Genomic DNA, 12,139 nt, shown 5'->3' on the forward strand with positions numbered 1-12,139 from the left:
GGCAGGTTCGCGATCAGGTCGCTCATCCCGTCCCGTCCCGGAACCAGTCGCACGCAGCGCCGGGCGGCGGCTTCCTCGTGTCGTTCCGCGAACGAGCGCGGGTGCATCCGGTGTGCGAGGATCTCGAGCTCGCCGCGCACCCGGTTGGGGGTGTCCTGCTCGCACCGGGTGATCGCCGCTGTCTCGAACTCCGCCCACACCTCCGCAGGCAGCGACGTCCCGGTCTCGACGATCAGGAACGCGTGCCCGCGGACGATCCGGCCCTGCTCCCACGCCTCGACCGTCGCGGGGAACCCCTCGATCAGCGTCCGCGCTTCTCCGATGCGGCGTTGCACGGTCCGGTCGGTGACACGCATCACCCCACCGACCTCCGCCGCGATCGACCGCAAGGCCATGTCGTGCACCTGCACGCGCGCGTTGCGCTGCGCGACCTGCGCCTCCGCCAACCGCCCCGCCGCAGCCAAGGCGCGCAGCTCGCGGATCTGAACCCGAGCCAACTCGACGGCCACATCCCCGACGTCCGCGACGATGCCCGCCAACGCGGCGAGATAGTCCTCGCCACCGGGGGTTTCCATCGCGTCCGCCATACCTGCACTCTGCCACCGACCACCGACATCCACCCTCGCACAACCGGTCGAGAACACCCGTTATGCCCACCCTCAAGATGAGAGTCCTCTCATCTGCGGGAAGCGCGACGGGTACGCCCACGGAGTGGCCAGGGCACACGGGTTCCGCTCCTGGTCAAGCCCCGCGTCGACCCGCGGCCTCCCCGCTACCGTGAGATCTCAGGCTGAGGAAAGGACCGTGTGACCCAGCACCGAGACGCGTCGTCGACCCGAGAGGTCGCGATCGGAGACCTGCAGTTCCGTGTCATCCAGTCACCGCGCGTAGACGCGGCTCGCACGTATCTCCTCGTCCACGGCATCGGCATGTCGCACCGATATCTCCGCCGCCTGCACACCTCTCTGGCCCCCGATCACGACGTCCTCTCGATCGATCTGCCCGGGTTCGGCGGGCTTCCGAAGCCCGTCGAACAGCTCGACGTCCCCGCCATGGCCGCGGCGATCGCCGCTCTCCTCGACCGTTTCGACCTCGCCCCGATCGTGGCGGTCGGGCATTCGATGGGCAGCCAGTGGGTCATCGAGCTCGCGGTGCAGCGGCCTGATCTGGTCAGCCACGTCGTCGTGATGGGCCCAGTCGTCGACGATCGTCATCGCACCCCCGGCGCTCAGGCACGGGCGCTTGCGATCGACGTCGTCCGCGAACCGCCGCGCGCGAACGGGATGGTCTTCAGTGACTATCTACGGTGTGGCATCCGGTGGTATCTGCGGCAGCTGCGACACATGCTCGCGTACCGCACGGAGGATCGGGCGCGCCTTCTCACACGACCGCTGCTCGTCGTCCGCGGCTCCCGTGATCCGGTCGCGGGTGCCGAGTGGTGTCGCCGGTTGGCGGAGGCTGCACCGGATGCCGCGCTCCTCGAGATACCGGGGAGCCCCCACGTCGTGCAGCACACCGCTCCACGGAACGTCGCCGACGCGATCGTCGCCTTCAGCGGATCGCGGAACGCGCGATGACCGCCGTTGTCCGCAACGCCGTGTGGTGGGCGCGCGACTACCTCTACGCGCTGCGCTGGCAGGTCGCCGCAACCTTCACCCGCCTCGATCCGCGAGAGCTCACGAACGGCGACCGCACCCCCATCGTCATCCTCCCCGGCGTGTACGAGACCTGGCGGTTCATGACACCGCTCATCCGCGTGATGCACGACCGCGGGCATCCCGTCCACGTCCTACCGGTGCTCCGACGCAACCGGCGACCCGTCGACGAGGCCGCCGCCCGGGTCGCCGAGTACGTTGAGGGGCGCGACCTCCGCGGCTGTGTGCTGCTCGCGCACAGCAAGGGCGGACTGGTCGGCAAACGCGCCATGGTCATCGACGCGCCCACCGGCCGGGTGCGCGCGATGCTCGCCGTGGCCACCCCGTTCGGCGGATCGCGTTACGGCCGCCTCATGGTCCTTCCATCGCTGCGGATCTTCTCGCCGCGCAGCGCGACGATCCTCGCGCTGTCGCGCGAGCACGAGGTCAACGCGCGCATCGTGTCGGTCTACGGCCGTTTCGATCCGCACATCCCTGAGGGCAGCGAGCTCCCCGGCGCCGCGAAGAACGTGCGTCTCGAAACGGGCGGTCACTTCCGTGTGCTGGCCCACCCGCGGGTCATCGCGGAGCTGATCGGCCTGTCCGAGGACCCGTCGACCGTACCCTGAACCCGTGCGACTGTACGTTCACAGCACCGACCGCGACGGGATGTCCGCGTGGCCGTCTTCGGCGCAGTCCGACGCGGAGCACCTGCCTCTCGATCTCACCCGCCCGCTGGATGAGCTCTCCCTCACGTTGACGGATGCCGCGCCGCGGGGCGCTGTCGTGTTCGCCCATTCCGCCGCTGCCGTCCCCGTCGCGCTCGCCGCGGCCCGGCTGTCGCCTCGCGCACTCGTCCTCGTCGAGCCCGCGCTCTACGACATCGCTCGCGGTCACCCCGCGATCGAGGCCCACATCGCTGAGATCTCCCGTGCGAAGAGCGTCGCGGAGGCGGGCGATCTCTTCGGCTACTGGTCCATCGTGCGCCCGCTGATGTTCGGTGGGGCGGCCGACCGCTCGCGGTGGGAGTCCGAGCGACCGGGGGCCGAACGGTTCGCCGCCCGGCGTCCGCCGTGGGGGTTCGGCGTGGACGCCGCGATGCTGCGCGGCATCGCCACCCTCGTCGTCACGGGCGGCTGGAACGCCGAGTACGACGCGATCGCGGACGTGCTCGAATGGCAGGGTGCGCGCCGCCTGACCCTGCCGGGGCACGGTCACCGTCCGCAGGACCACCCCGAGTTCGCCGCGGCGGTCGAGGCGTTCCTCGCGGGAGAATGACCCGTCCCGTGCTCAGGCGAGCGCGTCGACGATGGGACGGAACTTCACGCGGGTCTCGAGCATCTCGGTCTCCGGGTCGCTCCCCGCGACGATGCCCGCGCCGGCGTGGGCGGTGAGCGCGATGTCGCCGTCGCCGTGCACGTCGAACTGCGCGCAGCGCAGCGCGATCGCCCATTCGCCGTCGCCGTTCGCGTCGATCCAGCCGACGGGGCCCGCGTAACGTCCGCGGTCGAACGGCTCGACCCGCCGGATGACCTCGAGCGCGGCCTGCGTCGGGGTGCCCGCCACGGCCGCCGTCGGGTGCAGGACCTCGACCAGACCGAGTGCGGACGCATGCCCTGACAGGGTGCCCTCGACGTCCGTCGCGAGGTGCCACACGTTCGGCAGTTTCAGCATGAAGGGCTCGGGCTCGGCGACCAACGCCGTCGTGTGCGCGCGCAGCGCCGTCAGCACACTCTGCACCGCGTACCGGTGCTCGTCGAGATCCTTCGCGCTGGTCGCCAGGGCGACGGATGCCGCGGTGTCGGCGTCGGCGTCGGCGCCCCGCGCGGCGGTCCCGGCCAGCACACGCGCCGTGACCGTACCGCCCGAGACCGTGACGAGGGTCTCGGGGCTCGCTCCGATCGCGCCGTCGACGGCGAAGGTCCAGGTGTCCGGGTAGGCCGAGGCGAGGGCGCGGACGAGTCGTCGCAGATCCGATCCGGCGGGCACGGACCCGACGAGGTCGCGCGCCAGCACCACCTTGGCGACCTCGCCCGAGGCGATCGCTTCGAGCCCGGCCCGCACCTCCGCTTGGTAGCCGTCGGGTGTGCAGGCACCCGGCCCCACGACCGCCGACCAGTGCGGCCCGAAGGGGATGGACTGCGGCTCGGGACGCTCGGGCTCACCGTCGGTGAAGACATGCGTGACCCAGCTCGTCTCGCCCCGACGGCCGATGATCATCTTCGGCACCGTCAGCGTTGCGCTCGACGAGCTGTGGGCGGGGTCGAACGGCAGGGCTCCGAACGCGACGAGGCCGGACCCCGGCATCCGCACCTTGTCGTCGACTTCGGCGACCTCGGACACCGCACGCCACCAGGCCACGGCGGATGCGCCCGCCGGCAGCTCCGCGGCGCGACCCCAGCCGACGAGCATGTCGCCGCGCCGAGACCAGACGGTCGGGTCGTCGGGCGAGGCGTAGGCGAGGGGGTCCTCGACCGCCTCGATCCGGCGGGTGACGGCCCGCAGTCGGGGGGCGCTGAGCGCAGACGAGGTCACCGTGTCAGCCTAATCCGGCGGCGGGCGCACCAGTCTCGTGCACAGCCCGGCGTCATCCCGCCCCGATTAGGCTCGACACGTGACCGAACAGCCCTCCCGCACCCCGTCCACCCGCGCGGACCTCGGCAAGGACCCCGAGCGCGTCAGCGGCATGTTCGACGAGGTCGCCGCGGCTTACGACCGCACCAACACGATCCTCAGTCTCGGCAACGACAAGCTGTGGCGCATCGCGACGACGCGCACGATCGCGCCGCGCCGCGGTCAGCGGATCCTCGACCTCGCAGCCGGCACCGGGGCCAGCTCGGTCTCGCTCGCCCGCTCCGGCGCGGAGGTCGTGGCCGGCGACTTCTCGGCGGGGATGATCGCGGAAGGGAAGCGGCGACACGGCGGCATCCCGAACCTGTCCTTCGTCGAGGCGGACGCGACGGCGCTGCCGTTCGCGGACGAGGAGTTCGACACCGTCACGATCTCCTTCGGCCTGCGCAACGTCAACGACCCCGACAAGGCCCTGCGCGAGATGCTGCGCGTCACCAAGCCCGGCGGCACGCTCGTCATCTGCGAGTTCTCGCGCCCGCCGGCAGCGCTCATGCGCGGGCTCTACCGCTTCTACAACGACCGCGTCCTGCCCGTCGTCGCGCGCGCGTTCAGCTCGAACGCCGACGCGTACGACTACCTCAACGAGTCGATCCGCGACTGGCCCGACCAGCGCACGCTCGCCGGCCGCATCCGTGCCGCCGGGTGGGAGCAGGTCGCCTGGCGCGACCTGAGCTTCGGCATCGTCGCACTGCACCGTGCGCGCAAGCCCGCAACCCCGGGCCGGGCCTGAGGCGCGACGGGTACGCTGGAGGCATGACCCCCCGTCCCGGTACTCCGGGCTCGCAGATCGCGAGCCGTCTCGGCGTCACCGAGCGCATCTTCGTGGGCCCGCGCATGCGGAAGATGCTCGCCACGGTCGAGGAGGGGCTCGATCTCGTCGAAGCCCGCCTCGCCGGTGAGCTCAAGGTCGGCGATTCGCTCGCCGACGTCACCTCGCGCTACCTCTACGAGGCGGGCGGCAAGCGGATGCGGCCGATGCTCGCCATCCTCACGGCGCAGCTCGGCTCCGGGGTCACCGACGACGTCCTCGCGGGCGCGACCGCGCTCGAGATGACCCACCTCGGCTCGCTCTACCACGACGACGTCATGGACGAGGCCGACCGTCGCCGCGGTGTGCCCAGTGCCCATGCGGTGTGGGGCAACAGCGTCGCCATCCTCACCGGTGACCTGCTGTTCTCCCGTGCGAGCCAGCTCATGGCTCAGGTGGGGGAGCGTGCCATCCGGTTGCAGGCCGACACCTTCGAGCGACTCGTTCTCGGTCAGATGCACGAGACCGTGGGCGCTCAGCCGGGCGACGACCCGGTGGACTTCTATCTGCAGGTGCTGAGCGACAAGACCGGCTCGCTGATCGCCGCGGCCGCTGAGACCGGCGTCGTGTTCTCCGACGCCTCCGACGAGTACGCCGCCCCCGTGCGCGAGTTCGGTGAGCGCGTCGGTGTCGCCTTTCAGCTGCTCGACGACGTCATCGACCTGTCGGCCGATGCGGAGGAGACCGGCAAGGTGCCCGGCACCGATCTGCGCGCCGGCGTCCCCACGATGCCCTACCTGCTCCTCGCCCGAGCGACCGACCCGGCCTCGCGCGCGCTCAAGGTCACGATCGACGAGGGCGTCGCCCGTATCTCGGACGGCGCCGACCCCGTCATCCTCGACGCCCCGCTCGCGCAGCTGCGCGACCACCCGGCGACCGAGGCGACGCGCCGGCTCGCCCACGAATGGTCCGACCGTGCCGTGGCCGCCCTCGCGCCCCTGCCGGACGGACTCGTCCGCGAGGCGCTGACGCGGTTCGCGCAGGTCGTCGTCGACCGCTCCAGCTGATCACCGGCGGAACCGCCGCTTCTTCGTCACGCCCGTGCGCGGGCTCTCGGAAAGGACACCCATGACCAAGCTTCGGCTGGCCATCGTCGGCGCAGGACCCGCCGGCATCTACGCGGCGGACATCCTCCTGAAGGCGGAGCGCAAGTTCGACGTGTCGATCGACCTCTTCGACCACCTTCCGGCGCCCTACGGCCTCGTGCGCTACGGCGTCGCACCCGACCACCCGCGCATCAAGGGCATCATCAACGCCCTGCGGGACGTCCTCGACCGTGGTGACATCCGCATCTTCGGCAACGTCCGGTTCGGCGTGGACATCACCCTCGCCGACCTGAAGAAGCACTACAACGCCGTCATCTTCGCGACCGGCGCGATCAAGGACGCCGACCTCGACATCCCCGGCATCGACGCCGAGGGCTCCTTCGGCGCGGCGGACTTCGTCAGCTGGTACGACGGCCACCCGGACTTCCCGCGCGAGTGGCCGCTGGACGCGGCATCCGTCGCGGTCCTCGGCAACGGCAACGTGGCCCTCGACGTCGCGCGCGTGCTCGCCAAGCACGCCGACGACCTGCTGCCCACCGAGATCCCCGCGAACGTCTACGAGGGTCTGAAGTCGTCGCCGGTCACCGACGTGCACGTCTTCGGCCGCCGCGGCCCGGCGCAGGTGAAGTTCACCCCCCTCGAGCTGCGCGAACTCGGCGAGCTGCGCGACGTCGACATGGTCGTCTACGACGAGGACTTCGACTACGACGAGGCCTCGAAGACGGCCATCGCCTCGAACAAGCAGGTCATGGTCATCGACCGCGTGCTGCAGTCGTGGCGACAGCGGCCGAGCGTCAACAACGCCGGCGGCGAGGCCAGCCGCCGTCTGCACCTGCACTTCTGGGCGCGACCGGTCGAGGTCAAGAAGGATGCCGACGGCCGTGTCGCGGCGATCGTCACCGAGCGCACGCGTCCCGACGGCTCCGGCGGGGTCGAGGGCACGGGCGAGCTCCGCGAGATCCCGGTCGGCCAGGTCTACCGCGCCGTCGGATATTTCGGCTCGCCGCTCCCGGACGTGCCCTTCGACAAGCGCCACGGTGTGATCCCGAACCACGAAGGCCAGGTGCTGAAGAAGGGCTCGAACGAGCGTGTCCCCGGCGTGTATGCGACCGGCTGGATCAAGCGCGGCCCGGTCGGTCTCATCGGGCACACCAAGTCCGATGCGATGGAGACGATCCGTCACCTCATCAACGACCAGGCCTCGTGGTGGAACCCCGAGGACCCGTCCGACGACGCGATCATCTCGCTGCTCGCCGAGCGCCAGGTCGCGTGGACCGACCTCGACGGCTGGCACCGGCTCGACGCGCACGAGGTCGCTCTCGGCGCGCCGCACGAGCGTGAGCGGGTCAAAGTCGTCGACCGCGACGAGATGGTGCGGGTCTCGCGCGGCGAGTGAGGCCCGCCGTCACGCCGAGCGGTGCGCGGCGCGGTTCGAGGCGAGCCCGAGCGTCAGACTGATCACGGCACCGGCGAGCATGACGCACGCCATGGGCACCGCGGTCTCCTCTCCCCACAGTCCCACGATGGGTGTCACGAGGGCGCCGGTCGCGAACTGGCAGGCGCCCATCAGCGCCGCTCCTGCACCGCGGTTGCTCGACGTCGCGCGGGCGAGCCCGAGCGCGTTCGCGTTGCCGAACGTGAGTCCGGCGGCGCCCATCGTGGTGAAGGCGCAGGCGAGGAAGAGCGGGATCGACAGGATGCCGGTCGCCGCCGACGCCGTCATGACCGCCGCGGCGGCGACGCCGAGCGAGGCACCGATCACCAGCATCCGCTCGGGGCCGATCCGCGGCGCGTACGTCGCGTTGATCAGGTTCGCCACCAGGAGGGCGACGCCGCCGCCGGCGAAGCCGAGCCCGTAGAGGAAGGGCGGCATCCCGAGGATGACCTGTCCGACGAACGGGGATGCCGCGACGTAGGCGAAGAGTCCGGCGAACCCGGAGACGTAGGCGCCGGTGTATCCGAGGTAGATCCGATCCCTCAGGAAGTGCGCGAACGAGGAGCGCATCGCTCCGAGTCCGCCGGTGTGCCGGAGCTCGCGGGGAAGGGACTCCGGCACGACGAGCCAGGCCAGGAGGAGCATCAGGACGGCGATGACCGCAAGAGCGGTGAGCACCCCGCGCCAGCCCGAGAACGACGCGACGAGGCCGCCGATGGGAGGGGCGACGAGAGGACCGAGTCCGCCCACGGTCGCGATGAGGCTGAGAGCCCGGACGGCGGTCCGGCCGGTGCTGAGGTCGACGGCGATGGCCCGCGCGATCACGACACCGGCCGCTCCCGACAATCCCTGGACGAGCCGCAGGACGATGAACACCTCGATCGTGGGGGCGGCCACCATGGCGACGCTCGTGAGGGTGAAGGCGCTGGTCGCCAGGAGCAGGACACGGCGCCGCCCCCACATGTCCGAGAGCGGACCGAGCAGCAGCTGCCCGGCGCCGAGGCCGAGCAGGAAGGCCGTCAGCGTGAGTTGCACGGTGGCCGGCCGGGCGTCGAGCTCGCGGGCGATCTGCGGCAGCGACGCGAGGTACATGTCGATCGCGAACGGGCCGACCGCCGACAGGAAGCCCAGGACGACGACGAGCCGTCGGGTCAGGAGCGGCGCCGTCATGCCGGCGGTCGCAGGAGCGCGCCGAGGGTGCGCAGCGTCGATTCGAGTCCGACGGTGGGATCGAGCAGCCACTGGATCTGCAGACCGTCGGAGGCCGCGATGAGAAGAGAGGCGAGATGCTCCGCCGAGACGTCGTCGCGGACGAGCCCTTCCGCCTGCTGCCGCCTCAGACTGTCGGTCATCGACGCGCGCAGCCGGGTGAAGCGCGCCGTGAAGAAGTCTCGGCCGACGCCGGAGTCGCCCTCGAGAGAGGCGGCGAGGAGGGTGGAGTACAGGGTCACGAGACCCGGAACCTCGACGTTCTTGATGGCGGCTTCGACCATGGTGTCGATGCCGGGACGCAAGCCGGGGGAGTCGACCCTGGTCTCCTCGGCGTGCTTGTAGACAGCGACCAGCAGCTGCTCGCGCGAGTCGAAGTAGTGCAGCAGGGCGGCGTGCGAGACGCCGATCGACTCGGCGATCCTGCGCAGGGAGGTGCCGTGCGCCCCGCGTTCGCGGAAGACCTGGATCGCGCGGTCGAGGATCTCCTGGCGTCGGGCGACACCCTTCGGCTGCGATCCGCGCCGGCCGATCACGGCATCGTCATCCTCACCCATGGGGACAGAGTAGGGCCGTCGAGGAAAAACCTCCAACTGGAGGTTTTTCTGCTATCGTCGTGGCCACGCCGCCCCGCGGCATCCGACAACGACGTACGAAGGAAGGCCCATGGCTCTGCCACTCGCCTCTGTCCAGCTCTACACACTCGCCAAAGAGTTCAGCGAGGACATGTCCGGATCGCTCGACAAGCTGGCCGCGATCGGCCTGCGCAACGTGGAGGCGTTCGACTTCGTGCGGCGTCCCGACGAGATCCGCGCGGCGCTCGACGCCAGCGGTCTCGCTTCGCCGACCGGCCACGCCCCGCTGCTGTCGGACGAGCTCTGGACCCCGGACGGATCGATCCCGACCCCGGGCAACGAGGTCGTCTTCGAGGCCGCCGCGAAGATCGGGATGACGACGGTCATCGACCCGTTCGTCGCCCCCGAGCGCTGGCTCACGGAGGAGGGCGTCGCCGACATCGCGGAGCGCATGAACCGCGCCGCCGCGAAGGCCGCGGAGTTCGGGCTGACGGTCGGCTACCACAACCACGCGCAGGAGTTCGTCGCGGACTTCGGCGGACAGACCGCCTACGAGCGCTTCCTCGAGCTCACCGACGACCGCGTCGAGATCGAGCTCGACCTGTTCTGGGCGCTCACCGGCGGCCAGGACGTGCCCGCGCTCGTGAAGAGCCTCGGCGATCGCCTCGTCGCGGTGCACGTCAAGGACGGCATCGCCCCGACATCCAACCCGTGGGCTCCCGGTGCCGACTCGTTCGGTTCGGACTCTCTCGAGCAGCTCCGTGCGGGGACCGGCGACGTTCCGCTCGCGGAATCGCTCCGGGCCGGCACGGGCATCAAGTTCGCCGTCATCGAGTACGACAAGGCCCCCGGTGACGTGTTCGAGGACATCGCGGCGTCCTACGCGTTCCTGAAGGACGGCGGTTTCATCGCATGACCGGTCCCGTCGGAGTCGGCATCGTCGGTGCCGGTGTCATCAGCCAGACCTATCTCGAGAACCTCACCTCCTTCCCCGATGTGAAGGTGGTCGCGATCGGCGACCTCATCCCCGAGCGCGCCAAGGCCAAGGCCGAGGAGCACGGCGTGCCGTCCTGGGGCACGCTCGAGGATGTCCTCGCCAACCCCGAGGTCGAGCTCGTCGTCAACCTCACGATCCCCGAATCGCACATCGCGGTGTCGTCCCAGGCGGTCGCGGCCGGAAAGCACGTGTGGACCGAGAAGCCGCTGGGCCTCGACCGCGAGGGGGCCCGCCAGCTGTTGAAGGATGCCGAGGCCGCGGGTGTCCGCGTCGGTTCGGCGCCCGACACGATCCTGGGCCCCGGCTTCCAGACCGCCAAGCGCGCGATCGCCGAGGGTGTCATCGGCACACCGCTGTTCGTCCAGACCGCATTCCAGACACAGGGGCCCGACCTGTGGCATCCCGAGCCCGCCTTCCTCTTTGCCAAGGGTGCGGGTCCGCTTCTCGACATGGGGCCCTATTACTTCTCGGCCCTCGTCAGCCTCCTGGGCCCGATCGCCGGTGTCGCCGCGCGCGGGTCGCGCTTCCGCACGGAGCGTCACATCCACACCGGTCCCCGTGCCGGCGAGGCCTTCCCCGTCGAGGTGCCCTCGTCGGTGCAGGTCCTCTCGACCTTCGAGGGCGGCCAGCACGGCACGCACCTGCTGAGTTTCGACTCGGCGCTCGAGCGTCACGGCGTCGTGGAGATCCACGGCACCGAAGGGTCGATCGTGCTGCCCGACCCCAACCGGTTCGAGGGGCGCACGGCCTACGTGAAGCCGCTCGGCATCTTCCGTGACGGCATGAAGACCGAGCAGGAGTGGATCGAGGTCGAGCAGCAGGGCACGGTCGTCGGTCGTGGCCTCGGCGTGCTCGACATGGTGCGCGCCGTGGCAGAGGACCGGCCGCACGTCGCGACCGGCGAGCTCGGCTTCCACGTGCTCGACGTGCTGCTCTCGGCGCAGGACTCGGCCGAGACCGGCCAGTACCTCGAGATCGACAGCACAGTCGCGCCCGTCCCGCCGGTGCCGGTCGACTTCGACCCCTTCGCCAGCACGCTCTGATCAGCGGACACGACGACGGCCCGGATCCTGAGGGATCCGGGCCGTTGTTCGTTCGTCAGTGCTGGGTCGACCGCACGCGGAACCAGAGGCTCAGCTCCCGCGCGGCACGCAGGGTGGCCGACGGGTCGCCGTGGGCCTCGAGGTCGTCGAAGGTGTCGCGGAATCCCTCGGGCGCTGCGCCGTCGGGGACATCGATCGGCTCGTACCCCATGGTCCATTCGGCGAAGTTGCGCTCTTCGATGAACTCGTCGATCAGAACACGCAGGTGATCGTGTCGGGGGTCCCGCTCGATCTTGCCCATCGTGTCGCGAACCGCCTCTTCGGGGCCCTCGAGGACCTGGATGAATCGGCCGGCCCGATACAGCAGCATGCCTGTCACGTCGCGCTCGGCATTCGACGAGCGGCTCTGCTCGAGGAGCTCGCGCAAAGCCGCGTCATCGAGCGGCGCGGTCGCCGTGCTCGAGTAGACGACGGAGAAGACGGTGGGGGAGTCGGTCATCGGTTCTCCCGGATGGTGAAGATCCCGGACGCCGCGGGCGGCTCGGCGGGGACGGAGAGGGTGCGCATCGCGGTGACGAGATCGGCGAAGGTCCCCACGACCGCCGACCGCATGTCGAACGCCACATAGCGGCCGTCCTTGCGCTGCTCGATGTAGCCCAAAAAGTTTCCGTTGCGGCTGCCGACGTGGAAGCCGTCCTCGACGCGCGCCCAGACCGTTCCGGGGGTGTGGTGGTGCTGCGGGGGCACGAGGCTCCTCACTG

General features: G+C 70.5%; 14 protein-coding genes. 8 read left to right on the forward strand and 6 right to left on the reverse strand.

The genetic code is table 11. The features are described from left to right. The coding region (locus tag AB0259_RS13285) for a DUF222 domain-containing protein (RefSeq protein ID WP_366222985.1) at positions 1–587 on the reverse strand (587 nt) is incomplete at its 3' end. A 219-nt stretch (positions 588–806) separates the two neighbouring features. Between AB0259_RS13285 and AB0259_RS13290 the strand changes: the two genes are divergently transcribed. Genes AB0259_RS13290 through AB0259_RS13300 form a run of 3 tightly spaced genes read left to right on the forward strand, consistent with a single transcriptional unit; the run spans position 807 to position 2,912 of the window. Beyond that, the gene (locus AB0259_RS13290) at positions 807–1,577 is read left to right on the forward strand and encodes an alpha/beta hydrolase (protein ID WP_366222986.1); all 771 of its coding nucleotides are present in this window, start codon (positions 807–809) and stop codon (positions 1,575–1,577) included. Then, positions 1,574–2,263 carry an alpha/beta hydrolase gene (locus AB0259_RS13295; RefSeq protein ID WP_366222987.1) on the forward strand — a complete coding sequence of 230 codons (690 nt, stop codon included), beginning with the start codon at positions 1,574–1,576 and terminating at the stop codon, positions 2,261–2,263. Before AB0259_RS13290 ends, AB0259_RS13295 begins: the two co-directional genes overlap by 4 nt. 4 nt (positions 2,264–2,267) lie before the next feature. Further along, the gene (locus tag AB0259_RS13300) at positions 2,268–2,912 is read left to right on the forward strand and encodes a hypothetical protein (RefSeq protein ID WP_366222988.1); all 645 of its coding nucleotides are present in this window, start codon (positions 2,268–2,270) and stop codon (positions 2,910–2,912) included. Positions 2,913–2,924: 12 nt separating this feature from the next. On the opposite strand, the gene AB0259_RS13305 is transcribed toward AB0259_RS13300, so the two are convergent. After that, complete coding sequence (locus AB0259_RS13305; RefSeq protein ID WP_366222989.1) at positions 2,925–4,169, reverse strand: isochorismate synthase; 1,245 nt, start codon at positions 4,167–4,169, stop codon at positions 2,925–2,927. Between the two features lie 79 nt (positions 4,170–4,248). Between AB0259_RS13305 and AB0259_RS13310 the strand changes: the two genes are divergently transcribed. The 3 genes from AB0259_RS13310 (at position 4,249) to AB0259_RS13320 (ending at position 7,515) form a co-directional block, all read left to right on the forward strand. Further along, a complete protein-coding gene (locus AB0259_RS13310; RefSeq protein ID WP_251578640.1) occupies positions 4,249–4,995 on the forward strand; it encodes a demethylmenaquinone methyltransferase in 747 nt (248 codons plus the stop codon). Between the two features lie 23 nt (positions 4,996–5,018). Further along, on the forward strand, positions 5,019–6,080 hold the full coding sequence (locus AB0259_RS13315; RefSeq protein ID WP_251578642.1) for a polyprenyl synthetase family protein: 1,062 nt from the start codon (positions 5,019–5,021) through the stop codon (positions 6,078–6,080). Positions 6,081–6,141: 61 nt separating this feature from the next. Further along, the gene (locus AB0259_RS13320) at positions 6,142–7,515 is read left to right on the forward strand and encodes an FAD-dependent oxidoreductase (RefSeq protein ID WP_366222990.1); all 1,374 of its coding nucleotides are present in this window, start codon (positions 6,142–6,144) and stop codon (positions 7,513–7,515) included. A gap of 9 nt (positions 7,516–7,524) precedes the next feature. On the opposite strand, the gene AB0259_RS13325 is transcribed toward AB0259_RS13320, so the two are convergent. Further along, positions 7,525–8,724, reverse strand: a complete 1,200-nt coding sequence (locus AB0259_RS13325) for a multidrug effflux MFS transporter (RefSeq protein WP_251578646.1) — start codon at positions 8,722–8,724, stop codon at positions 7,525–7,527. Continuing rightward, on the reverse strand, positions 8,721–9,320 hold the full coding sequence (locus AB0259_RS13330; RefSeq protein ID WP_366222991.1) for a TetR/AcrR family transcriptional regulator: 600 nt from the start codon (positions 9,318–9,320) through the stop codon (positions 8,721–8,723). The genes AB0259_RS13325 and AB0259_RS13330 overlap by 4 nt, the downstream gene beginning before the upstream one ends. A gap of 109 nt (positions 9,321–9,429) precedes the next feature. On the opposite strand from AB0259_RS13330, the gene AB0259_RS13335 reads away from it, so the two are divergent. Together AB0259_RS13335 and AB0259_RS13340 are read left to right on the forward strand one after the other, a co-directional pair. Further along, positions 9,430–10,254: a sugar phosphate isomerase/epimerase gene (locus AB0259_RS13335; RefSeq protein WP_366222992.1), complete on the forward strand. Its 825-nt coding sequence runs from the start codon at positions 9,430–9,432 to the stop codon at positions 10,252–10,254. Further along, positions 10,251–11,378 (forward strand): Gfo/Idh/MocA family oxidoreductase, encoded by a 1,128-nt coding sequence (locus AB0259_RS13340; RefSeq protein WP_366222993.1) that lies wholly within the window; start codon positions 10,251–10,253, stop codon positions 11,376–11,378. The genes AB0259_RS13335 and AB0259_RS13340 overlap by 4 nt, the downstream gene beginning before the upstream one ends. 55 nt (positions 11,379–11,433) lie before the next feature. Here the strand turns inward: AB0259_RS13340 and AB0259_RS13345 are convergent, their stop codons facing one another. Continuing rightward, positions 11,434–11,877, reverse strand: a complete 444-nt coding sequence (locus tag AB0259_RS13345) for a BLUF domain-containing protein (RefSeq protein WP_251578654.1) — start codon at positions 11,875–11,877, stop codon at positions 11,434–11,436. After that, positions 11,874–12,125 (reverse strand): hypothetical protein, encoded by a 252-nt coding sequence (locus AB0259_RS13350; protein WP_366222994.1) that lies wholly within the window; start codon positions 12,123–12,125, stop codon positions 11,874–11,876. Before AB0259_RS13350 ends, AB0259_RS13345 begins: the two co-directional genes overlap by 4 nt. Positions 12,126–12,139: the final 14 nt, after the last annotated feature.

It is taken from the genome of Microbacterium sp. NPDC080005, assembly GCF_040702445.1.
Classification (GTDB): Bacteria; Actinomycetota; Actinomycetes; order Actinomycetales; family Microbacteriaceae; genus Microbacterium; species Microbacterium oleivorans_D.